Annotated in this window: 21 protein-coding genes and 1 pseudogene; 4 read left to right on the top strand and 18 right to left on the bottom strand. The window is 67.4% G+C overall.

What is annotated here, in order from left to right:
* Positions 1–4: 4 nt before the first annotated feature.
* The 4 genes from BFE01S_RS20060 to BFE01S_RS39410 all read right to left on the bottom strand — a co-directional run bounded on the left by BFE01S_RS20060 (position 5) and on the right by BFE01S_RS39410 (position 5035).
* The gene (locus tag BFE01S_RS20060) at positions 5–808 is read right to left on the bottom strand and encodes an SDR family NAD(P)-dependent oxidoreductase (protein WP_042338016.1); all 804 of its coding nucleotides are present in this window, start codon (positions 806–808) and stop codon (positions 5–7) included.
* Between the two features lie 20 nt (positions 809–828).
* Positions 829–2664: a TRAP transporter large permease gene (locus BFE01S_RS39415; RefSeq protein ID WP_042338064.1), complete on the bottom strand. Its 1836-nt coding sequence runs from the start codon at positions 2662–2664 to the stop codon at positions 829–831.
* A gap of 87 nt (positions 2665–2751) precedes the next feature.
* Positions 2752–3771 (bottom strand): TRAP transporter substrate-binding protein, encoded by a 1020-nt coding sequence (locus BFE01S_RS20050; protein ID WP_028227036.1) that lies wholly within the window; start codon positions 3769–3771, stop codon positions 2752–2754.
* Between the two features lie 127 nt (positions 3772–3898).
* Complete coding sequence (locus BFE01S_RS39410; RefSeq protein ID WP_245621147.1) at positions 3899–5035, bottom strand: sigma-54 interaction domain-containing protein; 1137 nt, start codon at positions 5033–5035, stop codon at positions 3899–3901.
* Positions 5036–5212: 177 nt separating this feature from the next.
* Between BFE01S_RS39410 and BFE01S_RS20040 the strand changes: the two genes are divergently transcribed.
* From BFE01S_RS20040 to BFE01S_RS39405, 3 genes are all read left to right on the top strand, one after another.
* Positions 5213–6112 carry a LysR family transcriptional regulator gene (locus tag BFE01S_RS20040; RefSeq protein ID WP_028227035.1) on the top strand — a complete coding sequence of 300 codons (900 nt, stop codon included), beginning with the start codon at positions 5213–5215 and terminating at the stop codon, positions 6110–6112.
* 195 nt (positions 6113–6307) lie between these two features.
* Positions 6308–6910, top strand: coding sequence for a PPC domain-containing DNA-binding protein (locus BFE01S_RS20035; RefSeq protein WP_156967083.1), 603 nt, complete (start codon positions 6308–6310; stop codon positions 6908–6910).
* The gene (locus tag BFE01S_RS39405) at positions 6907–7362 is read left to right on the top strand and encodes a PPC domain-containing DNA-binding protein (RefSeq protein ID WP_042338015.1); all 456 of its coding nucleotides are present in this window, start codon (positions 6907–6909) and stop codon (positions 7360–7362) included. The genes BFE01S_RS20035 and BFE01S_RS39405 overlap by 4 nt, the downstream gene beginning before the upstream one ends.
* A 110-nt stretch (positions 7363–7472) precedes the next feature.
* On the opposite strand, the gene BFE01S_RS20025 is transcribed toward BFE01S_RS39405, so the two are convergent.
* From BFE01S_RS20025 to BFE01S_RS19980, 10 genes and pseudogenes are all read right to left on the bottom strand, one after another.
* The gene (locus BFE01S_RS20025) at positions 7473–8369 is read right to left on the bottom strand and encodes a glutamate/aspartate ABC transporter substrate-binding protein (protein WP_042338014.1); all 897 of its coding nucleotides are present in this window, start codon (positions 8367–8369) and stop codon (positions 7473–7475) included.
* Between the two features lie 43 nt (positions 8370–8412).
* A pseudogene (locus tag BFE01S_RS20020) lies at positions 8413–9678 on the bottom strand (D-amino acid dehydrogenase); the annotation flags it as partial.
* Positions 9679–9804: 126 nt separating this feature from the next.
* Positions 9805–11391 (bottom strand): methyl-accepting chemotaxis protein, encoded by a 1587-nt coding sequence (locus tag BFE01S_RS20015; protein WP_028227031.1) that lies wholly within the window; start codon positions 11389–11391, stop codon positions 9805–9807.
* Positions 11392–11620: 229 nt separating this feature from the next.
* Positions 11621–12208 carry a BPSL1445 family SYLF domain-containing lipoprotein gene (locus BFE01S_RS20010; RefSeq protein ID WP_028227030.1) on the bottom strand — a complete coding sequence of 196 codons (588 nt, stop codon included), beginning with the start codon at positions 12206–12208 and terminating at the stop codon, positions 11621–11623.
* A gap of 86 nt (positions 12209–12294) precedes the next feature.
* A complete protein-coding gene (locus BFE01S_RS20005) occupies positions 12295–13233 on the bottom strand; it encodes a DUF2950 domain-containing protein (RefSeq protein ID WP_042338013.1) in 939 nt (312 codons plus the stop codon).
* Positions 13234–13255: 22 nt separating this feature from the next.
* Positions 13256–14647 carry a DUF3300 domain-containing protein gene (locus BFE01S_RS20000; RefSeq protein ID WP_028227028.1) on the bottom strand — a complete coding sequence of 464 codons (1392 nt, stop codon included), beginning with the start codon at positions 14645–14647 and terminating at the stop codon, positions 13256–13258.
* Positions 14648–14983: 336 nt separating this feature from the next.
* Entirely contained in the window at positions 14984–16330 is a 1347-nt protein-coding gene (locus tag BFE01S_RS19995) for a TAXI family TRAP transporter solute-binding subunit (RefSeq protein ID WP_028227027.1), read from the bottom strand.
* Positions 16331–16514: 184 nt separating this feature from the next.
* Positions 16515–16949: a MarR family winged helix-turn-helix transcriptional regulator gene (locus tag BFE01S_RS19990; protein ID WP_028227026.1), complete on the bottom strand. Its 435-nt coding sequence runs from the start codon at positions 16947–16949 to the stop codon at positions 16515–16517.
* Between the two features lie 43 nt (positions 16950–16992).
* Positions 16993–18177: a thiolase family protein gene (locus BFE01S_RS19985; RefSeq protein ID WP_028227025.1), complete on the bottom strand. Its 1185-nt coding sequence runs from the start codon at positions 18175–18177 to the stop codon at positions 16993–16995.
* Positions 18178–18334: 157 nt separating this feature from the next.
* Positions 18335–18871: a carboxymuconolactone decarboxylase family protein gene (locus BFE01S_RS19980; protein ID WP_028227024.1), complete on the bottom strand. Its 537-nt coding sequence runs from the start codon at positions 18869–18871 to the stop codon at positions 18335–18337.
* 148 nt (positions 18872–19019) lie between these two features.
* Here BFE01S_RS19980 and BFE01S_RS19975 point away from each other — a divergent pair, with 148 nt between their 5' ends.
* Entirely contained in the window at positions 19020–19952 is a 933-nt protein-coding gene (locus tag BFE01S_RS19975; RefSeq protein WP_028227023.1) for an AraC family transcriptional regulator, read from the top strand.
* A 55-nt stretch (positions 19953–20007) separates the two neighbouring features.
* Here BFE01S_RS19975 and BFE01S_RS19970 read toward each other — a convergent pair whose 3' ends face one another.
* The 4 genes from BFE01S_RS19970 to BFE01S_RS19955 form a co-directional block, all read right to left on the bottom strand.
* A complete protein-coding gene (locus tag BFE01S_RS19970; RefSeq protein ID WP_028227022.1) occupies positions 20008–21426 on the bottom strand; it encodes an efflux transporter outer membrane subunit in 1419 nt (472 codons plus the stop codon).
* A gap of 63 nt (positions 21427–21489) precedes the next feature.
* Positions 21490–23025 carry a DHA2 family efflux MFS transporter permease subunit gene (locus tag BFE01S_RS19965; protein ID WP_042338061.1) on the bottom strand — a complete coding sequence of 512 codons (1536 nt, stop codon included), beginning with the start codon at positions 23023–23025 and terminating at the stop codon, positions 21490–21492.
* A 122-nt stretch (positions 23026–23147) separates the two neighbouring features.
* Positions 23148–24254 carry an HlyD family secretion protein gene (locus BFE01S_RS19960; RefSeq protein ID WP_028227020.1) on the bottom strand — a complete coding sequence of 369 codons (1107 nt, stop codon included), beginning with the start codon at positions 24252–24254 and terminating at the stop codon, positions 23148–23150.
* Positions 24255–24349: 95 nt separating this feature from the next.
* Positions 24350–24727: a MarR family winged helix-turn-helix transcriptional regulator gene (locus tag BFE01S_RS19955; RefSeq protein WP_028227019.1), complete on the bottom strand. Its 378-nt coding sequence runs from the start codon at positions 24725–24727 to the stop codon at positions 24350–24352.
* Positions 24728–24823 lie beyond the last annotated feature (96 nt).

Here is a 24823-nt window from a genome sequence, read left to right as displayed (position 1 = left end):
CAGCTCAGATTTCCAGCACACCCGCGGCCACGAAGCCGCCATCCACGGCAAGCGTCTGGCCCGTCACATAGGAAGCGTCATCGGAGGCGAGAAACGCCACAGCGCCCGCAATTTCATCGGGCGTGCCATAGCGGCGCATCGGCACCGAGCGCAAATAGTTGTCGCGCGCCACGCTCGAATGCAGCGCCGCGACCATCGGCGTTTCGATCGGCCCCGGCGCGATGGCGTTCGCGGTAATGCCACGGTCCGCCAGCTCGATCGCCATCTGGCGCGTGAGGCCGATCACGGCGGCTTTCGAAGTCCCGTACGCGGTACGCCCGGCACTCGCGCGAATGCCGGCCACCGAGGCGATGTTGATCACCCGCCCCCAGCGGCGCGGGATCATGTGCTGCACGGCGCGCTGGGCGAGCAGCATCGGCCCCGTCAGGTTCACGTCCATCACGGCGCCCCAGTGGTCGAGCGGATAGCTCTCGAACGGAAAGGTCTTGGCAATGCCCGCGTTGTTGACGAGCACGTCGCAGCGGTCGAAGCGCGTACCGATCTGCTCGACGAGCGCTTCGATCGACGCCCGGCTGCCCACGTCGAGCGCCAGCGCCACGGCCTCGTGCCCCGCCTCGCAGGCTTCGCGCGCGGTGGCTTCGGCGGCTTCGACATTGAGATCGGCGACGACGACCGTAAAGCCGTCGTCCGCAAGACGCCGGGCGATGGCGGCGCCTATGCCCATCGCGCCGCCGGTGACGAGCGCGACGCGTCCGCGCGCGCGCGCGGCGCGGCGGGCGGCAGTTTCGGAAACGGTGATATCTAGCATGTGTGACTCCGGAATGCGGATCAAAAGTTGGCAGTACTGGAGAGAAAGCCGGTGGAAATCCACGGCACGAACGTCACCACGACGAGCGCCACGAGCAGCGCAAGCAGATAGCGCCATACGCGCGGGCCCACGCCGTCCGGGGAGACCTTGCCGATTGCGCAGGCCGCGTAGAAGCCCACGCCGAACGGCGGCGCGAAGAGCCCCATGCCCATGGCGAGGATCACGACCATCGCGTAGTGCACGTCGTTGATATGCAGCGCATGTGCGGCAGGAAAGAGCAGCGGGCCGAACAGCACGATGGCGGGAATGCCTTCGAGCACGCTGCCGAGTATCGCGAAGCAGACGATGGTCACGAGCAGGAAGCCCGTCTTGCCGCCCGGCACGCTCTGCATCATGTCCACCAGTTGGCCCGAAAAGCCCGAACGCGTGAGCGCCCACGCCATCGAGGTAGCAAGGCCGATGATGAGCAGGATCGCGCCCGATAGCGCAGCGGCATCCACCAGCATGCGATAGAGACGGCGCAGCGGTACGGGCCGCCCCGCCGCGCGCGCGGCCAGCGCGAACAGCAGCGTGTAGGCCACGCCGAGCGTGGAGACTTCCGTGGCGGTGGCTACGCCTTCCACCACGGCCACGCGGATCAGCACCGGCAGCACCAGCGCGGGCAGCGCCACAACAAAAGTCCGCGCGATGTGGGCGAGCGGCGCGCGCTCCACGCTGACCGCGCTTTCGCGGCGCGCGCGCAGCCAGCACACGGCGGCGATCAGCAGCGTCGCAACGACGGCCGGCATGAGGCCGCCCACGAAGAGCGCGCTGATCGACACGCCGCACACCGCCCCGATGGTAATCAGCACGAGGCTCGGCGGAATGGTCTCGCTCATCGCGCCGGACGCGGCGAGAAGTGCCGCGAGTTCTTCGGGATCGGAACCGCGCTTGCGCATTTCGGGGAAGAGCGCCGGCGCGACGGCCGCCATGTCGGCGGCTTTCGAACCCGAGATGCCGGAGACCAGAAAGATCGCGCCGAGCAGCACGAACTGCAGACCGCCGCGCACGTGGCCAAGCAGCGCACACATGAAATCGACGAGCGAGCGCGCGAGGCCGCTCATTTCGAGCAGCGAGCCCAGCAGCACGAACACCGGCACGGCGAGCAGCACGAGATTGGCCATGCCTTCGTCCATGCGGCTCACCACGATGTCGAGCGGCGCATGCGTGACGAGCACGAGATAGCTGACCGTGGCGATGCCGAACGCGAATGCGATGGGTGTGCCCACCACGATCGCGGCCGCCACGAGCGCGACGAAGAACACCAGCAGGTTCAGATTGCCCATCGCCAGCAGCGCGGGGGCGGCAACCCAGAGTGCGGCGGCGACAGCCCCGACCGTCGCGATGGCGGCGACGCGCGCCTTCGCACCGGGCAGCGCGAGCATGCGCGCCACCGCCACGCAGAACATGAGGGCCGCGCCCACCGGCAGCGCCAGCGCGCGCCAGCCGTCGGGCATGTCGAGCGCGGGCGTCGAGATATCCATCTGCCCGCTCGCGTGCTGCGCCGCCGGCACCACGATCATGGCGACGAACACGCACACCACGAGCGAAGCCACGCTTTGCGCCCACGCCTGCCACGCGGGCGACCAGCGCTTGACCACGGCGGTCATCTTCATGTGCTCGCCGCGCAGCAGGGCCAGCACGGCGCCGAGCATCGCGAGCCAGCTAAAGAGCGCCGAAGCCAGTTCGTCGGACCAGACGAGCGGCGCGTCGAGCCCGTAACGCCAGATCACGCCGCACAGCAGGATCGCGACTTCGGCCACGAGCAGCGCCACCGCGGCGAATTCGATCAGCCGGATCGCGGCCCGCGCGGCCATGCGGGCGTGCCGCGCGCCGCTCTGGCCGGTGTGGGTCGCGTCGTCTTGCGCGCCGGGTTGCGAGAGAGTTTGCGTAGTCTGCATGATTCACCCCAGCTTGCCGGAATACTTTTCCAGCAACGCCCACGCCTGCGGGCCGAACTTCTTCTGCCAGTCCGTATAAAAGCCCGCAGCCTGCAACTGCTTGCGGAACCCGGTCTGATCCACCTCGTTGAACTTCAGGCCCGCGCTTTCGAGCTTCGCGCGCAGGTTCTGATCCATCTGCACGACGTCCTGGCGCTGCTTCATCCCCGCGTCGTTCACGGCGTTGCGCACCACGGCCTGCAGGTCGGGCGGCAGACGCGCAAACGAATCCTTGTTGCCGAGGAACCAGAAGCCGTCCCACATGTGATTGGTGAGCGAGCAGAACTTCTGCACTTCGTAGAGCTTGGCCGTGTAGATGATCGATAGCGGGTTCTCCTGCCCTTCCACCACGTGCGTCTGCAAGGCCGAATACACCTCCGCGAAGTTCACGCTCGCGGGCGAGGCGCCGAAGTCCTTGAACATCGAGGTCCACAGCGGGCTGGGCGGCACGCGCAGCTTCACGCCCTGCAGGTCTTTGGGCTGCGCCACGGGTTTTGCAGCCATCGTGATCTGCCGGAAGCCGCCGTTCCAGATCTTGTCGAAAGCGAAGATCGAGGTCGCGCCAATCTGCTGGCGCACGTGGGCGCCCAGATCGCCGTCGAGCGCGGCCCAGACGTTGTCGTAATCCTTGAACGCGAAGCCCATGCCGCTGATCTGCGCAGCCGGAATGAACGTGCCGAGAATCAGGGGCGAGAGCGTGAAGAAGTCCACGGCGCCGGAACGCAACTGCGAGAGCGTGTCGGTGTCGCTCCCTAGCTGATTGTTCGGGAATACCTGGATCTCCACGCGGCCCTTCGATTCCGCGAGCACGCGCGCGGCCATCTCCTTCGCGCGCACATTCATGGGGTGCGCGGCGGGCAGGTTGTTCGCGTAACGCAGCGTGAACTCGGCCGCGCGCGCGGGCGGCGATACCATCGAAAGCGCCGGTGCGGCGGCAGCAAGCGTGAGGGCCTGCAGGAACGAACGTCGGGTGATGTGCTGCATGGTTGTCTCCTGAACAGCCGGTGCGCCGGCTTTATGTGAACATCGACGAACACTGCTTGAAGGTGCGAGAGCGACTCGGGCTGCCACGCTCCGTTTCGTGGACTTGCGGACTTGCGGGCATGACGCGTCAGGCGGGTTGGGCGTGGCCTCGCGGCTGCCACTCGCCATCGGCGGCTTCGGGCGTCCTCTGGCGCGCTTCGCTTTCGATCAGCGCGGTGCCTGCATCGCGTATGTGAGGAATGCCAAGCGTTTTGAGCTGCCGGTAGAGCGTCGAGCGGCAGATGCCCAGATCGCGCGCCGCCACCGAGAAATTCCAGCGGGTGCGGGCCAGAACGTGAAGCACGCGCTCGCGTTGCGCGCCGCGGCGCGAACGCGCGTCGGTGCCGCCGGCAAGCGGTGCGCCAACCGTACGCGGCTCCTGCGGCGCGGCGTGAGAGACGGGCTTTTGCGCACGCATCTGCAGCAGTTCCTGCGGGAGATCGCCCGCTTCGATCCGTGCTTCGCGCGCCACGGCGCAGGCATAACGTAGTGCGGCGCGTAGCTGGCGCACGTTGCCGGGCCACGAGCAGGCCAGCAGCCGGTCCCATGCAGCGGGCGCGATCGTCACCGGCCGCCCCGCCTCCTCCTGTGCAATGCGCCCGGCGAGCGCGCGCAGATCGCCGCGCTCGCGCAGCGGCGGCAGATGCAGCACGCCCACAGCAATGCGGTAGTAGAGATCGGCGCGAAAGAGGCCCGCTTCCACGAGGGCTTCAAGACGCTGATGGGTCGCGCAGATCAACTGGAAGTCGAGTGCGACGGGCGCGGGGGCGCCGAGCGGCGTGATCTCGCGCTCGGAGAGTGCGCGCAGAAGACGCGCCTGCTGCGCAGCGGGCATGTCGCCGATCTCGTCGAGAAAGAGCGTGCCGCCGTGAGCCTGCGCCAGCTTGCCTTTCATGCCGCCCGGCAACGCGCCGGAAAACGCGCCGCGGGCGTAGCCGAACAATTCGCTCTCGATGAGCGTTTCGGGAATCGAGGCACAGTTCAGCGCCACGAGGGGCGCCGCGCGGCGCTCGCCGTATGCATGCAATGCGCGGGCGAGCAACTCTTTGCCGGTGCCGGTCTCGCCAAGAATCAGTACGGGTAAACCGCGATCGATAAAGCGCTTGCCGCGGGCCATGACCTCACGCATTGCGCTGTCCATCTCTGCCTGCTCGTCCGGGTCGTGGCGCGGGTCGTTCCCGCAGGGCCAGCCGTGGACGTGGTGGGCTGCTTTGTGGGCGCTCACGAATGTCTCCGTTCTCTGGAACGGCGGCCGCAGCCGCCTGCTATTGGTCTTCGCATGCCGGCCCGTTGTGGCTTGTGGCGCTCCCGGGCTGCGTTGCTGTGACGGTGAGATTAGTGCGCGCGATTGATATTTTCCAATACAATAATTGTCACGCTGTAATACCTGTGGGGTATCAGTATGGAATTGAGGCATCTGCACTACTTCGCGGTGCTCGGCGAAACCCTGCATTTCGGGCGCGCCGCGGAGCGGCTGCACATCTCGCAGCCGCCGCTTTCGCGGCAGATCGCGCTGCTCGAAGAGGAACTGGGGGTCGTGCTGCTCGACCGCACGCGGCGCAGCGTCAAGCTTTCCGCAGCCGGCGAACGATTTCTTCAGGATGCCAAAGAAATCCTGGCCTCGGTCGAACGCGCCAAGCGCAACGCGCTCACGGCCAGCCTAGGCCACAGCGGCTCGCTTTCGGTGGGCTTCATGTTCGCGGCGGCCTATAGCGTGGTGCCGCCCATCACGCGCGCCTATACCTCGGCGTTTCCGGGCGTGGACGTGCACCTCACCGAATCGATCCCGCGCCTCTTGATGCAGGACATCCGCGAAAGCAATACCGACGTGGCGATCATGTATCCGCCCAGCGATCTGGACGGCCTCGAAACCCGCACCGTGTTCAGCGAACCGCTCGTGGTCGCGCTGCCCGCCGGGCATCCGCTCGCGCGCGGCAGCGGCGCGCTCGACGCCGCGCAGTTGCGCAACGAGTCGTTCCTCATTTCGCCGCGCGTGGCCGCGCCCTACATCTACGATTCGATCGTCACGCACTGCCGGCGCTGCGGCTTCACGCCGAAAATCCGCCTCGAAACCAACTACCAGCAGACGATCGTCAACCTCGTCGGCCAGGGCATCGGCGTGGCGCTCGTGCATCGTTCGATGAAAACCGCGCGGCCGCTCAACGTGAAATTCCGCGCGCTCGCGAATCCGCCGTTCGTCGATGTGAACGTGACGTGGAACCGGCTCAACCACAACCCCTGCATCCAGACCTTCGTCACACTGGCGGAGCAACAGGGCGCCGAATTGAAGCCGGGCGTCTGACGCGGCGCGCGACACCTGGTGCGTGGGCGCGCAACAAATGCGACAGGTGTCGCACCTCGCGCGCGCAGACACGCGCGGTCGCGATAGCAGCGTAAGGCGCACGGGCTGGGCGATGCGCGAACCCCGTGCCCCATCCGGCATCGTTTTTGCATGATGGCTGCCGCCCTACCCGGGCACAGCCAGGAGAACCCACCCATGCTTCAAACGATGTCCTCGCCGGAAGGCCGCGCGGCACGAGCGCAACGCCTGCGCCGGAATCCGGCCGCTTCATCATCGGGCACGCCCCCCGTCATGCATCCGGGCCGTGCCGAATCGCCGCGCGTCCTTGCCGCCGAAACGCCGCAGCGCACGCGCGAAATCAGCGTGGCGCTGCCGGCCGGTACGCGCGTGGGCGCGGCGCTGCGCGCCCTGCTCGACACGTGGCACGCTCAGGCCGCCTGCGGCCGGATCGTGGGCGGCACGTGCGCGCACATTCAGTATCACGTGATGGCGCGCGCGACGCAGGGCCTGCGCCCCTATGTCTATGGGGCGCCTATCGTCTGCGACGGCGAGAACACGCTGATCGGGGCGGCCGTCACCATCGGACGCCGCGAGGACGGCACGCGCATCCTGCACTGCCACGGCGGCTTTGTCGATGCGCAGGGGCGGCAGCACGGCGGCCACCTGATACTCGACGAAACATGGGTTGCGGGCGACGGCCTGCATCTGCGCCTCTGCCTGATCGACGGCGTCGATCTCGTCGTGTCGCCCGACGCCGAAACCACCTTCGATCTGCTCCAACCGGTCCGCCGCTCATGAACGCACCCGCTCCCGTCGTCGTCGAATCCGGCCACTATGGCCGTCTCGTGGTCGCCCGGCTCAAGCCGAACGAAGACCTTGTGGAAGCGCTCGAAGCGCTGTGCGCAGCGCACGCGATCGCACGCGCCGTGGTGCGCAGCGTAGTGGGCAGTCTCGTGGAGGCGCAGCTTGCGCGTGGGCACGGCAGCACCGCGCAGTCGCTCCTGGTGCCCGGCCCCGGCGTGGAAATCCTCACGGTATCGGGGGAAGTGTGGGCCGATGGCGGCCAAGGCGCCGACACCCCCGGCCCAGGCGCCGCACGCACGTCGCTCAACGGCATCGTGGCGGATACGGAGGGGCAGATGTACGCCGGCCGCTTCGTTCGCGGCGGCAATCGCTCGTTCATCACCATCGAGGTGACGCTGCAGGAATGGATCGTCGAGACGCGCCGCGAGGAAGCGGCCGGTTGCTAGCGAGGGCTCGCGAAGACTAACGGCCCCACGCGGCGCGATCGCATCGCTCGACTGCGCATCGCCGCCCGCGTGGTGTCGACCGCGCGTGGTGCCGCCCCGGCATGCACCCCTTAATCGAGCGCCTTGTCGTTCGGGTGCGCGAACAGCTCCTTCATCTCGGGCGAGAGCGGATACTCGAGATTCATGCCGTTCGGCGGGATCGGCTGCGTGAACCACTTCGCGTAGAGCTTCGCCATCTCGCCCGAGGTCTGCATCTTCGAAACCGTTTCGTCCACGAGCTGCTTGAACTGCGGATCGTCGCGACGCAGCATGCATGCATAGTTCTCCGAAACAGGCGGCGTGCCGGTCACGATATAGTCCTGCGGGTCCTTCGACTTCGCGCGCTCGCCGTAAAGCAGCGGCTCGTCCATCACGAACGCCACCGCGCGCCCCGTCGTCACGTTCAGGAACGACTCGGCGTGGTCCTTCGCGCTGATGATCGTCATGTTCATGTGCTTCTCTTCGTTCATCTTGCGCAGCAGGCGCTCGTCGGAGGTGCCCGCCGTCGTGGCGACCGTCTTGCCCGCGAGGTCCGGGAAGTCCTTGATGCCGGAGTCCTTGCGCGTGATGAAGCGAATGCCGTAGAGGAAGATGCTGTCCGAGAAAGCCGCCTGGTTCTCGCGTTCGAAGGTGTTGGTGGTCGAGCCGCACTCGAAGTCGATGGTGCCGTTCTGCACGAGCGGAATGCGGTTTTGCGAGGTGATGGGAATGGTCTTGACCTTGAGGTTCGCGACACCCGTCTTCGCCTTCACGGCTTCGACGATCTTCAGCGCGATTTCCTGCGAGTAGCCGATCACGTTCTGGTTCTGGTCGTAGTACGAGAACGGAATCGACGATTCCCGCGTGCCCAGCACGATCACGCCGTTGTCGTGAACCTTCTTGAGCGTGCCCGTCAATTCGTCCGCGTGCGCTGCCCCCAGCGACAGTCCCGCCAGCAACAGCGCGCCGGCCAGTTTCGTTGTGCTCATCGTGCTTTCTCCCGACTGGATTAAAGGTAAAACGGGGTGCCCATCAGCGATTCGGCGCGAATGCGCCGGCGTCGAGGGGCAGTTCGCGATCCGCCAGCAGATCCGCGAGCAGCTTTGCGCTGCCGCACGCCAGCGTGAAACCGAGCGCGCCGTGGCCGGTGTTGAGCCACAGGTTGCGGTAATGCGTGGGGCCGATCACGGGCTTGCTGTCCGGCGTGGCCGGGCGCATGCCTGTCCAGGTTTGCAGCGCCCCGTAGTCGCCTGCTTCCGGAAAGGTCTCGCGCGCCTGGCGTGCGAGCAGCGCAATGCGCGCTTCGTCGGCGTGCGCGCTCATGCCCGCGATATCCACCATGCCCGCAATGCGCAGCCGCTCGCCCAGCGGCGCGTAGACGATCTTGTGGTGCGAATCCGTCACCGAAACGCGCGGCGCGCCCGGGGCGCGCGCCGCCGGCAGCGTGAGGCTGTAGCCCTTGAGCGGATAGACCGGCACCTGCACGCCGAACGAGGCGAGTAGCGCCGCGCTCTGGAAGCCAAGGCAGACCACATAGGCATCCGCCTCGATCTTGCCCGCCGAGGTTTCCGCGGCCAGCACTTCGCTGCCCTTCGTGCGCAGCCCCAGAAATTCGGTGCCAAGCTGCATCGCCACGCCGTCGCGCGCGGCCGCGCGCGCAAGGCCGCGCGTGAACTGGTCGCAGTCCGCGGCCTCCTCGCCCGGCGTATGGATGCCGCCCGCAATCTGTTCGCCGATGTGCGCGAGCGCCGGCTCCAGCGCCACGCACGCCGCGCCGTCCAGCGCGTGCTGCACGCAGCCCAGATCCGCCTGATACGCGGCCTGCGCGCGCGCGCCGGCAAAGCCTTCGGCGTCGCGATAGACCACGAGCTTGCCGTTGCGCACGTAGTCGAAGCCGAAGGCTTCCTGATCGACGATCTCGTGAATGAGGCGCTGGCTCAGAAAACCCAGCCCCAGCAGTTCCGCTGTGGTGGCGCGGCTTTGCGCGCGCGTGCAGGCGCGCAGAAACTGCAGGCACCAGCGCCACTGGCGCAGGTCCAGGCGCGGCTCGAAGCGCAGCGCGCCATCGCGCGCAAACAGCCACTTCGGCAGCTTGGGCAGCACCGAAGGATCGGCCAGCGGCGCGACGTAGCTATAGCTGAGCTGTCCGCCGTTGGCGTGGCTGGTCTCCTGCGCCACGTTCTCGCGACGCTCGACGAGCGTCACCTGATGTCCCTCTCGGGCCAGGTAGTAAGCGGTCGTTACGCCGATCACCCCGCCGCCCAGCACACAAATTCGCATAGCCCCGTTGGTCCTTCGCGGCCGCCCGGTGGCGGCCCAGTGCGGCTAGTCTCACCGGGCAAAAACAGGAACTCAAATGCGAATTGTCGAGGGGGTATAACCTGAGGTTAAGCGACCAGGGGCCGAGCCACGCGAGTTGCCGGATCAGGCCGGTGCGGCAAGCGCCAGGGCGCCCGGGCCGGCTTCGTTCGTGCGGAACACGGCCACCGCTTCGCGCAGCACCTGGGCCTGCGATTCGAGCGACTGCGCCGAAGCCGCCACCTCTTCCACGAGCGCCGCGTTGCGCTGCGTCACCTCGTCGATCTGCGCGATCGCGCGGTTGACCTGCTCGATGCCGTCGCTCTGTTCGAGCGTCGCGGCCTCGATCTCGCGCATGATGTGGTTCACGCGCGCCACGGCGTCGCGCGCCTCGTCCATCGTGCTGCGCGCGTCTTCCACGAGCCGCGCGCCCGAACTCACGGTCGCCACCGAAGCCGAAATCAGGTCCTTGATCTCCTTGGCCGCCGTGCCCGAACGCTGGGCGAGGCTGCGCACTTCGCTCGCCACCACGGCAAAGCCGCGGCCCTGCTCGCCCGCGCGCGCCGCCTCCACCGCCGCGTTGAGCGCGAGAATGTTGGTCTGGAACGCGATCCCTTCGATGATGCCGGTAATTTCCTCGACCTTGTGCGACGAGGCGGAGATCTCGGTCATGGTCGCGTTCACGCGCGCCACTACGTCGGCGCCGTGCGAAACGGTCTCGAGCGCGCCCTGGGCGAGGCCGCTCGCCTCCTTCGCGCTCGCCGTGTTCTGGCGCACCGCACCGGAAAGTTCTTCCAGACTTGCCGCCGTCTCTTCCAGCGCCGCGGCCTGCTGCGAGGTGCGGCTCGACAGGTCGGCGTTGCCCGCCGAAATCTGGTTCGCGCCGAGCGAAATCTCCTCGGTGCCGCCGCGCACGCGCGAGACCGTGCCGGTCAGCCCGTCGCGCATCTGCACGAGCGCGCCCAGCAACTGGCCCATTTCGTTTTTCGAGCGCACGCGCACGTCCACGTCGAGGTCGCCCGCCGCAATGCGCTGGAAGTGGCGGATCGCCTGATTCACCGGCTTGATGACGGCCGCCGAGAGGCCCGCGCGCGCGATCAGTCCGAGCACCACGCCCACCAGCGCGATCACGCCGAACACGATCAGCGAAAGCCTGAAGCGCAGCGCGGCCGTATCGGCATCCTGCTGGCCGCGCGCCACGTGCCAGTCTTCCAGCGCCGAGATCGCCTTCGAGTAAACGGCGTAGTAGCGGTCGGCCGTTTCGCCCTGGATCGTGCGGAAGGTGTTGAAGTCGTTGTCGACGAGCGCCTTGTATTCCGGCTCCAGCGCCTGGTCGACGAGCGCCGTGCGCGCGTTCGCCACGGCCTGCACGAGACGCGCCTGCTCGGGATCGGCGAAGGGCCCGGCACTGTAGCTGTGGAATTCCTGGTTCGATTCGGCCAGCACGCGATGCGCGTGGTCGAGCATGCCGTCGGTCGCCTTGCCCACGCTGAAGCGTGTTTCGTAGCCGCCCAGTTCGAGGCGCACCTGCAGCAGCATCTCCGAACTGCTCTTGAGTTCGGAGAGCGCATGGGCGCCCGCGCGGATGTCCGTGAGGCTGTCGTTCGTGAGCTTGAGCGCGCCATAGGACACGCCGATCACGATCAGCAGGAACACGATGAATGCGCCGATAACGAAGGTGAGACCACCGCGGATGGAGATGTTCTTTAGCATTGGATAGCCCGTAGCGTGGTGTGCCGGCCAGCGTTCGAGGGCGCGGCCACTCTGGCGTATCGGCACGCCAGGCACAGGGCTGCATAGGGGATATCCATGATGCGCGCGGGCAAACGCGCGCACGCCGCGGCGAAAGCCCGGCGGCTACCCAGATGATGGGAAAAACCGGGCTGCGCGCCCGGTTTTTCCGCGGGGTTGAAGCCCGGGATACGGCTGGATGCCGAGGCGGCTAGATGCTGAGGCGCGAAACCTTCGTGCCCGCGAGCGAGATGTCGCCCATGAGACCCGCGTTGGTCATCACGAAGACCTCCACGGGTGCCGTGGCCGTGGTCGTATCGACCGCGCCGTTGGCGCCGATCTTCACAAGCGCCACGGAGGCGTCGGCGCCGACCGACCAGCCGTCCGAACTGCGGAAGCGGTCGAGCGCATCCTGGGTCATGAAGCAGAAGACGATGGCCTTCGACTGCGCGCCGGCCTGCAGGCCGAACGAGCCCGAAACGGTGCTGTAGTAGCCCACCGATGCCCCGCCCACGCGCAGGGCGCCTTCGCCGTATTGACCGCCCACGATGAAGCCCGCCTGCAGCACCGACGGGAACACGAGCACGCCGCGCGACTTGGCGACGAGTTCATGCGAACCCGGTACGGTGGAGTAAAGCTTGCTCATGGTGCCGTTCACGCTCGCGTCGATAGACTCGCGCCTGGAGGCATTGCTCGCCGGCGTCGAGGACGAGCCCGGCGTGGTGGTGCAGCCCGCGAGCGCAAAGCCCCCGGTGGCGAGGGCCGCGCCTGCCGTGAGGATGAAGTGTCGTCGTTGCATCGTTATCTCCACACACGAAAGGAAAGAGCGGAAACGTGAGCAGCAAGTCACGTGCCCGCTCCCGGCATGATATGTCAGACGGCTCGTCAGGGTGCGGCAGGCTGCCAGGACGGATCCGGGTCGAACGCCTTCGTCGCCGCGGCGGCGCGCGCGCCGTCCGGTCCCAGGTTCTTCTGGTACAGCTTGCCGTCCTGATCGACGATAAAGCTCATCACGCCGGTCTTGCCGTATTCGACGGGCCAGGCAATGAGTGCAAAACCTCCAGCCAGTTGCCCGCTCTCGACATAGTTGCGCGCGCCGCCATTCGCATGCGATCCCTGCGCCGTGAGAATGCGGAAGTGGTAGCCGTGGTAGCCCTCCTTCGGCGTGACTTTCGCGTCGTGCGGCATGGTCGCCGCGAGCGGCCCGAGCGGGCTCTCGGGCTCGCCGGGCCCGACCGGCCAGTAGAGCCCGTCGTGCGTGCCCGGCGCGCTCACGAAGCGCTGCGCGTAGTGCTGCATCTGCGCGTGATAGTCGTTCTGCGCATCGACATAGGCGAGCGCGGTCAGCATGGCCGCGCGCTCGTTGCGGCCAATGCGGCGCACGAGGATTTCGCTCGCGCCCTCGCGCGGATCGAAGCTCCAGCCGCGCGGACCCTCCACGAGCGGAATGGGCAGCGTCCAGCCGCTGTCGCCCACCTGCAGGTGCGCGCTCGCCTTGCCCGCCACGGGCTTGTCGTCCTGCACGACCCGATGGCCCTTCGACCACGCGCCGAGGAAGTCGTAGATGTCGTCCTGGCCGATATTCTGCGTCGGGATGAACTGCTGGAAGTTCGCGCCCATCACATGCTTCATCGCCTCGTGGTCGCCGGTGGCAAGCGCGTTCTCGAACGCGTCCGCCGCGGCATCGGGCGTGGGATAGACAGCCTGCGCATGCGCGGCGCCAACGCCGAACGCCAATGCGAGCGCAACAGTGAAGCGAAGCGGGCTCGCCGTGAGGCGGTGAAGCGCGGCCTGCGACAGGCGGCGTGCTTGAATGCGGATCATCGCTAGACTCCTGTAAGGGGGTTCAACGTCGGCCCAGGTGGCGTTCTCCGCCGCCACCACCGCCTCCGCCTCCGCCTCCGCCTCCGCCGAAGCCCCCGCGTTGCGGCGCGCCGCCGCCGCGGTTCTGGAACGCCGCGCGGCTTTGCTGGCCGCGCTGCATGTCGGCGCGTGCGCCGTTGCCGTCGCCGGCTCCGCGCAGCGCGTTGTCGCGATTCGCGTTTTGCGCGCGGTTGCCAATGTCGCCCGGGCGGTTCGCATCCGGCGCGCGGTTGCCGGGGCCGTTGGCACCCTTGACACCATTGGCGTTCGGTCCGCGGTTGTTCAGACCGCCCGCGTTCTGGCCGCGGTTCGCGTTTTGCCCGCGATTGCCGAGCGCGTTGCCGCCGTTCGCGTTGGGCCGGTTGCCGCCGTTCTGGATACCCTGCAGCCGCTCGCTCGCGCTGCCGCCCATGTTCTGGCCGGTGCGGTTCTGCAGCGTTTGCATGGCCTGCTGGCGCGACTGGTCGTAACCGCGGTACTGGTTGCGCTGCCTGTTGAGATTGCCCGCGTTGCCATTCGGTCCGCGGCGTTCCATGTTCTGGTTGCGGTTCCAGTTCGCCGTGGCGTTGTTCGTGCTGATGCGGTTGTTGACGTTGAGGTTGTTGTAGCGGTTGACGTTGATGTTCACGTCATGCGCGCCCCAGTTGAAGCCGCCCCACAGCGAGTTGGCCACCGCAATGCCCGCGCCGAACGCGAGCCCGCTCACGAAGCCCGCGGCAATCGCATAGCCCGGAGGCGGCGGCATGTACACGGGCGGATAGGCCGGATACGGCCAGGTGCCGTAGACCACCGTGGGGTTGTAGGTCGGCACATAGATCACCTGGGGATTGGCGGGCTCGATCACGATGGTGCTCGGCGCCGCACTCGTGGCCTGCCGGACCACCACCTTCTGCTGCTCGTTCGACTTCAGGTTGCCGGCCTTCTGCGCCTGAGCGCGCAAACGCTGCACCGAATCCATCACGTCGTTGGGCTGGGCGAGGAAGGCGTTGCCGATCTGCTGAACCCAGTCGGGCTTCGAAGCCATCGTGGCGAGCACCTGCGGGAAGGCCACGAGCGACTGCACGCTCGGGTCCCACGGCTGCGAGGCGACGGCCTTCACCGCCGCGTCGCCCTGCAGGTTCGGATTGGCCTTCGACCAGGCCGCCGCGGCCTCCACGTCCTGCGGGAAGGTGGAGGCCATCAGCACCTGCGAGAGCAGGGCGTCGGGATACAGCGCAATGGGCGCGGCGAGCGCGTCGAGTTGCTGGCTGGACAGGGCTGCCGCGTTCTGCGCCTGCGCGGCAGTCGGGCCCGCGGGTCCGACAAAGAGCGGCGCGCCCGCAAGGGCGGCGCAGATGAGCCAGACATGGCGCTGGCTGACACCGGACGATTTCACGTTACGGTCCTCCCGGTTGCTGAAAAGGTGTGCCTGGTTCCCCTAACGGATCGGACTTTCGTCCGGGTGCAGCAACGGCGGGTGCCCCGAACGAGAGGCGGCGTGCCAGCAAAAGTAAAGGGGCGAGTCACGTCGTGTCAATCGCGCTGTGATTCTTGCTGTGATTCTTGCTGTGATTCTTGCTGCGATTCGTGCTGTAATTCGCGCCATGATTCGCGCTGCAATGACCGCGCGATCTGTCTCGCGAAACGCATCAATCATCCCGATCGCTTCGCGATGCGAAACAATCCGGCGCGCATCGCTCGCGCGCCGGGCGCTGCATCCGTCACTGCATTTTCACTGCGTATTCGGCTCGTTCGCGCCCAGATGCACGCGCACGAAACCGATGTGCTCGCGCAGCACATAAAACGCATCGGCATACGCGAGCGGCATGTGCAGCGTATTCAAGGAACGTTCGATTTCGTCCAGATCCTCGAGAAGCTGGCGCCGCTCCGCTTCGCTCGTGTGCTTCAGCGCGTCGCGCTCGATGGCGATGAGGGCGCCATAGTAGCGGTAAATGCGCGAACGCACGCGCCAGCTGTACAGCGCCGGGATCATGCGCAGCGCGGGAATCACCAGCACCGCGAGCGGCAGGAGCAGCACGAGCAGCCGGTCGGCCACGCTGGCGAGCCAGAACGGCAGCGTGCGGTAGAGGAAGCTCTTGCCCGAGCGGTAGTAGCGCGTGGCGTCCTCGCTGATGCGAAAGTCGTGCATCTCGGTGTTGGGGAATTCGCCGGAGCGCTGCAAGAGGCCGGGCGCGCCGTTTACTTCGGTCGCGGCTTCGATCAGGAGATCGGAGATCGCCGGATGCAGCGTGTCGCGTGCGACGATTTCCACCGTCGGCCCGATCAGGTGGATCGTGTCCGGCGGCAGCCGCCGGCGCAGGTCCAGCACGCCCGGCGGCAGTTCGATGTCTTCCAGATAGGGAAAGAGCCGCGTGTACGCCGTGGACTCGTCGAAACTCATCACCGAAATGCCCGGGATCGTGAGCAGCCGCAGCATGAGCGCGCGCGTGGTGGAGTCGCCGCTCAGCATCGCGGCATCGACGTTGCCGGAAACGAGTTGCGTGGCGGCCTGCAGGCCGTCGAGCGGCAGCAGCGTCGTGTCGCCGCCGGGGTCGATGCCGTTGGCGTCGAGCAGGTTGAGCGAGAGAAGCCGCGTGCCGCTGCCTTCGCGCCCGATGGCAATGCGCTTGCCTTCCAGTTGCGAAAGCGCCGAGAGCCCGGCGCCGCGGTAGAACACCACCATCGGCAGGTACGCCACGCTGCCGAGCGACATGAGCGAGCTCACGTCCTTGCCGTCCGCCACGCCGCCCTGCACGAAGCCCACTTCCACATGCTGTTTCGGATCGAGCAGGCGCTGCAGATTCTGCACCGAGCCATCCGATTCGATGATGTTGAGCTTCACGCCGTTGCGCGCGAGGATCGTGCGATAGGCTTCGGCCATGGCCATGAACGCGCTGTCGCGCGGCCCGGCGCTGATCGTGATGGAGCGCGGCGGCGAGGGATTGACGAGCCATACCACGAGCGCCACCACGACGGCGCAGAAGAGCGCCACAGGCACCGACGTGAGCGCGAGATCGCGCCAGGCGGAATGCGCGTGGTCGCGCAGGAAGTGCGGCGGCGGCAATCGATTTCGTTTCATGAGAACCCGGCGGTGGGTGCCCTGACTCGGCCCGACCGCGGCTCTACCTCGCGTCAGACTCCAGGAAACGTCATGATGCCATTTTCGCGCCAGATCGCAATGCTGGCTGCGCGCGCGGATGGGTAGCCGGGTTGCTGGCCGGGAGCGTCCGGGGCGTCGCTCAAGCAGCCGTTATTGCAACTGCCTATGCCGCCGCTTTGGTCAGCGCAAAAAGCTCGGCGCGCAGCGCCTTCGCGCGGTCGCGCTTGAGGTACTGCTGTTCGAATTCGGTCTGGGCCTGCTGCCACAGCCCATGCGCCTTCTCGTAGCGGCGCTGGCCGCTTGCCGAAAGGCGATAGACCAGCACGCGCGTATCGTAGTCGGACGCCGCCGCGAGCACGAGCGCGTCGCGCTGCAGCGGCTTGAGTGCCCGCACCAGCGTGGTGCGGTCCATCACGAGATCGTTCGAAAGTTCGGCGGCCGTTGCGTCGGGGTGGCGCGCAAGGCGCGAGAGGATCGTGAACTGCGCAGCCGTCACGCCCGCCTGCGAGAGATACCGCTCGTAGAGCTGCGTGACGAAGCGCGCGGCCTGGCGCAGCGCAAAACAGTTGCATTCCTCGCGAGTCACCCGCTTCGTCATTGCCGTTCACCTCTTCAGATTCGCGCCACACGGCGCCTCTTCATCATACGTTCTCGAGCGCCAGCGCGATACCCTGGCCACCACCGATGCACAGTGTGACCACGCCGCGGCGTATGCCGTCGCGCCGCATCGACCATGCAAGACGCGTGGTCAGAATCGCGCCGGTCGCGCCGATGGGATGCCCGTGCGCGATGGCGCCGCCTTCCACGTTCACGATGTCCTCGGGAATGCCGAGTTGCTTGATGACCGCGAGCGGCACGGCCGCGAATGCCTCGTTGATCTCGAAGCGCTCGACGTCCGCGAGCGACCAGCCCGCGTGCTCCAGCGCAAGCTTCACCGCCGGCACCGGCCCGAGCCCGAAGAGGCCCGGCTCGACGGCTGCCACGCCCCATGCGGCAAGCCGCACCATGGGCACGATGCCCTTCGCTTCGGCGAACGCGCGATCGGCGACCAGCATGGCCGACGCCGCGCTGTTCAGACCCGGCGCATTGCCCGCCGTGATCGTGCCATCGGCACGAAACGCGGGACGCAGCTTCGCGAGCCCCTCGGCTGTCGTATCGGGGCGCGGCGCTTCGTCGGTGTCGAACACCTCGGCGCCCTTCTTGCCCTTCACTTCCACGCCGACGATCTCCTCACGAAAGCGCCCCGCCGCCTGCGCTGCCGTGAAGCGCTGCTGCGAGCGCGCGGCGAAGCGGTCCTGCTCTTCGCGCGTGAGCTGCACCTTCGCAACGAGGTCTTCGGTATGCCAGCCCGAATGCTCGCCCGAGAACGCATCGACGAGGCCGTCGCGCAGCATGCTGTCGTGAATCTCGGCGTTGCCCATGCGATAGCCCCAGCGGCCGCCGTCGAGAAGATACGGCGCGCGATCCATGTTCTCCATGCCGCCCGCGAGCGCCACGTCGGCAAGACCCAGCAGCACTTCCTGCGCGGCGCTCGCCACGGCCTGCGCGCCCGACCCGCACACCCGGTTCACCGTGAGCGCCGGCACCGAAACCGGCACGCCGCCGCCCAGTTCCGCCTGGCGCGCCGGGTTCATCTTGTTGCCCGCCTGGATCACGTTGCCCATCACCACGGAGCCGAGCGTCCCCGGATCGAGCTTCGCGCGCGCGAGCGTTTCGCGCACGACCGCCGCGCCCAATGCCGTCGCCGGCACGCCCTTGAGCGCGCCGTTGAATCCGCCGATTGCCGTGCGTACCGGCTCGCATAAAACGATCTCGCGAATGCTCATCTTCGATCCTCCGTCAAATACAGACTGCGTGCGCCGCTTCATTCTATGTATGCATATGCACACAATCAAAGGCTTTCGTCGAGGCAAACTTCGTACACAGTGGCACGTTTTATGTCACGACTTCGCAGCGCCGACGCACGCAGGTTGGCAAAAGCGCTTACGCCACGGCCGGGAAATCCAGCGTCGTGTCGTTCACGCGGTTCACGAGATTCGTGAACGTGATCGTCGCCACCGCGAGCGAGATCTCGATGATCTGGCGCTCCGTATAGCCGGCTTCGCGAATCGCGTTCACCTCGTTTTCGGGTAAGGTGCCGTAGGTGGTCACGAGTGCCCGCACGAAATGCACCAGGGCATCGCGCTTCGCGTCGCCGGTGGGCTCGCCCGCGCGAATCTGCTTCATGGCTTGCGGCGCGAGACCGGCGAACTTGCCGATCGTCGTATGGGCCGCCACACAGTAATCACAGCCCGCCACTTCGCTCACCGCGAGCTTCACCGTTTCGATGTCCTGCTTCGAGAGCGCGCCGCCGGCAAGCACGGCGTCGAGATCGAGCGCCATGCGCAAGGCTTCGGGGCTGTGCGTGCCGAGCGTGGCATACAGGTTCGGCACTTTGCCGGCGGCCTTGCGGATCTTCGCGAAGAGTTCGGCGGCGGCGCCAGTGGCGGCTTCGGGCTGGATAGCGGTGAAACGGGACATGATCGACTCCTTGCAGTTGGGTGGTTTGCATCGCCATCGTCGATGGCGTGATGCCAGTCTAGTCGTGCAGACCGCCCTTTTTAATGCCAGAATTGCGCAAATTCATGCTCGATCGTCTCATCACTTTCTTGCCCCGAGGCCTGCCGCCATGGACCTGCTCAGCCGCCTGCTTGCGCTCATGCCCATCACCGGGCGTCTGGACGTGCGCTGCCACTTCGGCGCGCCCTGGCGCATCGAACAGCCGCCTGCGCAGGCGCGCGAGATCTCGTATCACATCCTGCTGAGCGGCGAGGCCGTGCTCGAGGATGCCCACGGCGCCCCCGTCGCGATGCATGCCGGCGACATTGCCCTCTTCCCCGCCGGCGGGGCGCACACGCTGCACGACGGCAGCGGCGAGCGGGCTGCCGCTGCGCAGCGGCAGACGCAAAACGGCCTGACCGTGGAAACGAATCAGGGCGTGGGCGCCAGCGCCGATCTCCTGTGCGGCCGCTTCCTGCTGCCCGCCGTCCCGCAGCGCCTGTTGCGCGAGAACCTGCCCGCGCGGCTCGTCGTGCGCAGCGCGCAGTCGCCGGGCGCACCGCCCGAGCGGCTCGTACAGCTCATCGCGCTCATGCGCGACGAGGCGCTCGAAGCGGCGGCAGGCAGCGAATCGCTCGTGAACCATCTTTCGGGCGCGCTCTTCGCGCTCACGCTGCGCTATGCGAGCGCCGCCGAAACGCCGCCGCGCGGGCTGCTCGCGCTGGCCCAGCGCCCGCGTCTGCAGCCGGCCATCGACGCGATGTTCGAGGCGCCCGGTCAAGCCTGGACGCTGCCCGAGCTCGCCGGGCTCTGCCACATGTCGCGCGCCACCTTCGCGCGTCATTTCGACGAAGCCTTCGGCCGCTCGGCCGCGGACGTGCTCACCGAAATCCGCATGACGCTCGCGGGCCGCATGCTCGCGCACGGCAGCCAGCCCGTGGCCGACATCGGCGAAGCGGTGGGTTATCAGTCCGATGCTGCCTTCCAGCGCATGTTCAAGCGCCATGTGGGCATGACGCCCGCGCAGTGGCGCGCGGCGGCGTTCGACGAGACCCGCGCCTAGCGTCTTGCCGTTGACGGGGCCGCCGCGCGGACGTTGCGCCACGGCTCCCACGGTTTCAGCCGCGCGGCGCATCGGCGGTCTTCGCAATCACGTCGCCGCTCTGGCTCCAGCCGCCGCCCAACGAGCGGTACAGCGCCACCGCCGCGAGCGCGTGCTCGCGCTGCGCCTGGTTGAGCAGGTCCGCATCGGCGAGGTAGGTCTGCTGCGCCGTGAGCACGTCGAGAAAGTCGGTGGCGCCGCCCTTGTAGAGCTGGTTCGCGAGCGTGAGCGCTTGCGAAGACGCCGCCACGGCGCGCGTCAATTGCTGCGTTTCGCCGGCCGTGCTCACGAGATCGGTCCGGCTGTCCTCCACTTCGCGCAGCGCCTGCAGCAAGGTCTGCTGCAAATCGAGCTGCGATTCGCGCATGCGGCTCTCGCTCTGGTCGATGCCGGCACTAATGCGGCCCGCGTTGAAGATCGGGCTCGTCGCGCCGAGCGCCGCGCCGAAGAGGTTGTCGGTCAGCGTCGGCAAGCCGAGATACGAGGCGGCCAGCACGCCGTCCGTGAGGTTCAGCGAAAACTTCGGGTAGCGCTGCGCGCGCGCCACGCCCACTTCGGCGGCGCGCTGTTCGACGGTTGCATAGGCCGCCAGCACGTCGGGCCGGCGCAGCAGCGCCTCCGAAGGCAGCAGTTGGGGGGCGCTTGCCGGGGCCGCCGGAATCGGCGCGGGTGTCGCGAGCGCAAGCTGCGCGACCGACTCCGGCGTGCGGCCCGTATAGACCGCGATCAGGTTCAACTGATGCTCGATGCTCGCCTGCGCGCGCGGAATGCGTGCCTGGAGTTCGCTCAGTTGCGTCTGTGCGCGCGTCACGTCGAGCTGGGTGGAGAGGCCGTACTTCAGGCGGTCCTGCGTGAGCGCCAGCGCACGCTGCCGGATCGATACGTTATCCTGAAGAATTTTCAATTCCGCCTGTGCCCAGCGCAGATCTACGTAGGCCGAAGCCGTATCGGCCGCCAGCGCGAGCCGCACCGCGTCGAGCGCATGCTGCTGCCCCACGAGGTTCGACTGGGCCGCCAGCAGATCGAGCCGCTCGCCGCCGAACACGTCGGGTGCCCAGGAGAGCGCGAGGCCCGCGCCGGCCTGTTTCGCATAGCCGAGCGGCGGCGGCACGTTCTCGCGCTGGTACGCGCCCTGCGCCGTGAAGTCCAGTTGCGGCAGCAGCACGGCGTGCTTTTGCGTGGTGATCGACTGCGCCTGCTTCACGCGTTCCGCGGCGGCCTGAAGGTCCAGGTTGCCGTGCAGCACCGTGTCGAGCAACGGGTTCAGCGTCGCGTCGCCGAATTGCGCCCACCACGTTTGCGCATCCACGGCGCTTTGCGGCATGTCGATGCGCCACGCTTCGGGCGCCGTTGCGCGAACCGCGGCCGGCAGGTCGGCGTGCGTCGCGGGCTGCACCGCGCAGGCCGCGAGCACCGCGCTCGCGAGCGATGTCATGAACGTGCGCGCAACGCGCCGCGCAAACAGGTTCGAAGAAGATGCCATGTTGACCTCCGGGGCTCAGTGAGCGTCGGGCGGCGGCGCGCCCAGCGTGATCGGCTTCGAGAAAATCACGCTCGCAATGGCAACCACGAAGCACAGGGAAAGAACGAAAAACGTGTCGGAGAACGTGAGCACGAGGGCCTCGCGCAGCACGAGCGCATGCAGGTGCGCGAGCCCTGCCGCGCCGGCGTCGAGCGCGTCGCCCGCCACCGACGACCAGTACGAGGTCTGCCCCGCCAGCAGCGACTCCACCTGCGGCTGCCCATACGTGACGCTCTCGTTCAGGCGCAGATAGTGGAAGTTCAGACGGTCGTTGAGCAGGGTCGCGCTCACGGCAATGCCGATCGCGCCGCCCAGGTTGCGCATCAGGTTGAAGAGGCCGCTGGCCGACTTGAGCCGCGAGGGCGGCAGCGACCCGAGCGACATCGTCACGATGGGCGGCACCGCGAACTGCTGGCCGATGCCGCGCAACGCCTGCGGCAGCAGGAACTGCTGCCAGCCCCAGTCGTGCGTGAGCGGCACATACAGGTAGCAGCCGAGCCCGAACATGACGAGGCCGAACACCATCAGCGCGCGCATGCTGAAATAGCGCGTGGAAAACGCGTATACGCCCAGCGCAAGCAACTGGAACACGCCCACCGAAAGCAGCGAGAGGCCAATCTGCAGGGAACTGAAGCCGCGCACTTCGGCGAGAAAGAGCGGCGTGAGGAACACCGACACGAAAATACCGATGCCGGTCACGAACGAGAGCAGGCTGCCAATGCCGAAGTTGCGCACGGCCAGCGCGCGCAGATCGACGATGGGGTCTTTCGCGGTCATCGCGTGAACGATGAAGAGAAAACCGCAGATGGCCGAGATCCACGTGCAGGCCACGATCACGTGGTCGCCGAACCAGTTCTTGCGCGGCCCTTCTTCGAGCACGTATTCGAGGCAGCCGAGAAACCCCGACATCAGCGCAATGCCCCGATAGTCGCCGCGCCTGAGCAGCGAGAGATCCGGCTCGTCCACGTGCACGTAGCGCGGCACCAGCACGGCCACGGCTATGCCCGGCAGGAGGTTCAGATAGAAGAGCCAATGCCACGACCACTGATCGGTAATCCACCCGCCGATCACGGGGCCGATGGTCGGCGCGAGCGAAGCAAGCGCGCCGATGGTGGTGGACGCAACGAGCCGCTGCTTGCCGGGGAACAGCATGAAGGCGGTGGTGAACACGGTGGGGATCATGGCCGCGCCGAGCGCCCCTTGCAGGCCGCGAAAGAGGATCATCGAATTGATGTCCCAGGCGAGGCCGCACAGCATGCTGGTGATCGTGAAGCCCACCGCCGAACTGACGAACAGCCAGCGCGTGGACAACACCTTCGAGAGCCAGCCCGACATGGGGATCACGATGATCTCGGCAATCAGGTAAGCGGTCTGCACCCAGGAAAGCTCGTCCTGGCTCGCGGAAAGACCGCCGCCGATATCGCGCAGCGAAGAGGCGACGATCTGGATGTCGAGCGTCGCCATGAAAAAGCCGATGCACATGAGCGCGAACGCGAACGCGCGCTGCGCCATGGGCTGGAGATGCGGTTCGAGCGGCCTGGGCGCGGAGGCCGCCGCAGACTTCGCGGCGGGCGGCGCGAATGGCCGCTCCAGCGTGGCCTCGGTGTGGGGGGCGTTCATGTCGCTCACCCTTTTCAGTGCGCCGACGCCGTCTGCACGGTGTCGCCGAGGTACACCTTCACGGTGGCGGAGAGGCCCGGGCGCAGCACGCCCTCCATGCCTTTGGGCACCTCAAGGCGAATCCGCACCGGCACGCGCTGCACGATCTTCGTGAAGTTGCCCGTGGCGTTTTCGGGCGGCAACACGCTAAAGGTCGCACCCGTGGCGGGCGCGAGGCTCTCCACGTAGCCGTGCAGCGCGCCGCTCGCCGCGTCGAGTTCGACATCGGCGCGATCGCCCGCGTGCATCTTCTTCAACTGGTCTTCCTTGAAGTTCGCGTCCACCCACAGGTCGGAAGCCGGCACCACGGTCAGGAGCGGCGCGCCCGCGTTCGCGAGCATGCCCACGCGCGCCGTGCGGTTGCCGATATACCCGTCCACGGGCGCGCGGATCGTCGTGTATTCGACGTTCAGCGCCGCGAGCCGCTGGTTCGCCTCGGCGGTGGCCACGCGAGCCTGGGCGTCGTTGATCTGCGCGGCCAGCACGTCCATCTGGCGCTGCGCGGCCTGCACGGCCGCCCCGCTGCTCGCCACCGAGGCCTGGGCCTTCAGGTAGTCGGCATCGGCACGCTCCGCGAGCTGGTTCGACACGGCGTCGTCCTTCACGAGAGCGCGGTAGCGCGCCTGGTCCTGGGCGCTGCGCGTGAGCTCGGCATTCGAGGCGCGTACTTCGGCCTGGTTCTGGTTGATGACGGCCGCCTGCAGCGTCTCGCGTGCCTTGAGCTCGGCAACGGCGGCGCATGCGCTGTCCACTTCGGCGTTGGCCTCGGCAAGCTTCGCGTCGTAGTCGCGCGCGTCGAGGCGGATCAAAACCTGATTCGCGTGCACATACTGGTTGTCCTGCACGGGGATCTCGTCCACGAAGCCGCTCACGCGCGGCGCCATCACCGTGACATTGCCGCCCACGTAGGCGTCGTCGGTGGTCTGCTCGAAGCGCAGCACCAGCAGCCAGTCGCCGGCCGCTGCGGCGAGCACCAGCACGACGGCGCCGACAGCCAGCGCCATCCATGGCAGCCTGCGCGCCTCTGCGCGTCCGGCGGCCGGCGCGCCCTGACCCGAGACGGGAGTGGAAGGACTCGACATGTCGATCACCTGTGTATATGCACGAATTGGGATAAGAAAAAACGCGGCTGCGCCATTCACGCTCAGGAACAATAGCGCTGCATGCCCGGGCCCGCTCAAACCGCGCGCGTGACGCGGAACAGCTCGCGCCGCAGCCACGCTGCCCGACGCGGGCCGAAGCGGCGCTCGAACTCGTCCTGCGCCGCCCGCCAATGCACGCCCGCCGCGGCAAGACGCGCCTCGCCGCCCGGCGTCAGCGTCAACTGGCGGCGGCGGGTGATCGCGGCGTCGGCCACCAGTCCGCTGCGCAACAACGGCCGCAGTGCGCGCACGAGCGTCGTGCGCTCCATCACCAGCGCCTGGGCCAGTTCGACCATCGTCAGGCTCGGCCCCCGCCCCAGCATGCCGAGTATGCTGAACTGCGTCGGCGTAAGCCCGGCGGCCGAAAGGTGCCGCTCGTAAAGCTGCGACAGATGGCGGGCGGCCTGGCGCACGGCAAAGCAGTCGTCATGCTCGGGAAGCTGCTTGCCGGGTGGCTGGGGTTGCCGGGATCGAGCGGAATGAGCGGAATGAGCGGAATGAGCGGAATA

The organism is Paraburkholderia ferrariae NBRC 106233 (genome assembly GCF_000685035.1).
Classification (GTDB): Bacteria; Pseudomonadota; Gammaproteobacteria; order Burkholderiales; family Burkholderiaceae; genus Paraburkholderia; species Paraburkholderia ferrariae.
The sequence above is the reverse complement of the archived record's forward strand: the minus strand, read 5'-3'. Positions and strand labels throughout refer to the sequence as shown.

Excerpts from the sequence above, each read along its gene's own strand:
- BFE01S_RS20060 (WP_042338016.1), bottom strand. The coding sequence starts at position 808 with ATGCTAGATATCACCGTTTCCGAAACTGCCGCCCGCCGCGCCGCGCGC.
- BFE01S_RS39415 (WP_042338064.1), bottom strand. The coding sequence starts at position 2,664 with ATGGCCGCGCGGGCCGCGATCCGGCTGATCGAATTCGCCGCGGTGGCG.
- BFE01S_RS20050 (WP_028227036.1), bottom strand. The coding sequence starts at position 3,771 with ATGCAGCACATCACCCGACGTTCGTTCCTGCAGGCCCTCACGCTTGCT.
- BFE01S_RS20040 (WP_028227035.1), top strand. The coding sequence starts at position 5,213 with ATGGAATTGAGGCATCTGCACTACTTCGCGGTGCTCGGCGAAACCCTG.
- BFE01S_RS20035 (WP_156967083.1), top strand. The coding sequence starts at position 6,308 with ATGCTTCAAACGATGTCCTCGCCGGAAGGCCGCGCGGCACGAGCGCAA.
- BFE01S_RS39405 (WP_042338015.1), top strand. The coding sequence starts at position 6,907 with ATGAACGCACCCGCTCCCGTCGTCGTCGAATCCGGCCACTATGGCCGT.
- BFE01S_RS20025 (WP_042338014.1), bottom strand. The coding sequence starts at position 8,369 with ATGAGCACAACGAAACTGGCCGGCGCGCTGTTGCTGGCGGGACTGTCG.
- BFE01S_RS20015 (WP_028227031.1), bottom strand. The coding sequence starts at position 11,391 with ATGCTAAAGAACATCTCCATCCGCGGTGGTCTCACCTTCGTTATCGGC.
- BFE01S_RS20010 (WP_028227030.1), bottom strand. The coding sequence starts at position 12,208 with ATGCAACGACGACACTTCATCCTCACGGCAGGCGCGGCCCTCGCCACC.
- BFE01S_RS20005 (WP_042338013.1), bottom strand. The coding sequence starts at position 13,233 with ATGATCCGCATTCAAGCACGCCGCCTGTCGCAGGCCGCGCTTCACCGC.
- BFE01S_RS19995 (WP_028227027.1), bottom strand. The coding sequence starts at position 16,330 with ATGAAACGAAATCGATTGCCGCCGCCGCACTTCCTGCGCGACCACGCG.
- BFE01S_RS19990 (WP_028227026.1), bottom strand. The coding sequence starts at position 16,949 with ATGACGAAGCGGGTGACTCGCGAGGAATGCAACTGTTTTGCGCTGCGC.
- BFE01S_RS19985 (WP_028227025.1), bottom strand. The coding sequence starts at position 18,177 with ATGAGCATTCGCGAGATCGTTTTATGCGAGCCGGTACGCACGGCAATC.
- BFE01S_RS19980 (WP_028227024.1), bottom strand. The coding sequence starts at position 18,871 with ATGTCCCGTTTCACCGCTATCCAGCCCGAAGCCGCCACTGGCGCCGCC.
- BFE01S_RS19975 (WP_028227023.1), top strand. The coding sequence starts at position 19,020 with ATGGACCTGCTCAGCCGCCTGCTTGCGCTCATGCCCATCACCGGGCGT.
- BFE01S_RS19970 (WP_028227022.1), bottom strand. The coding sequence starts at position 21,426 with ATGACATCGCTCGCGAGCGCGGTGCTCGCGGCCTGCGCGGTGCAGCCC.
- BFE01S_RS19965 (WP_042338061.1), bottom strand. The coding sequence starts at position 23,025 with ATGGCGCAGCGCGCGTTCGCGTTCGCGCTCATGTGCATCGGCTTTTTC.
- BFE01S_RS19960 (WP_028227020.1), bottom strand. The coding sequence starts at position 24,254 with ATGTCGAGTCCTTCCACTCCCGTCTCGGGTCAGGGCGCGCCGGCCGCC.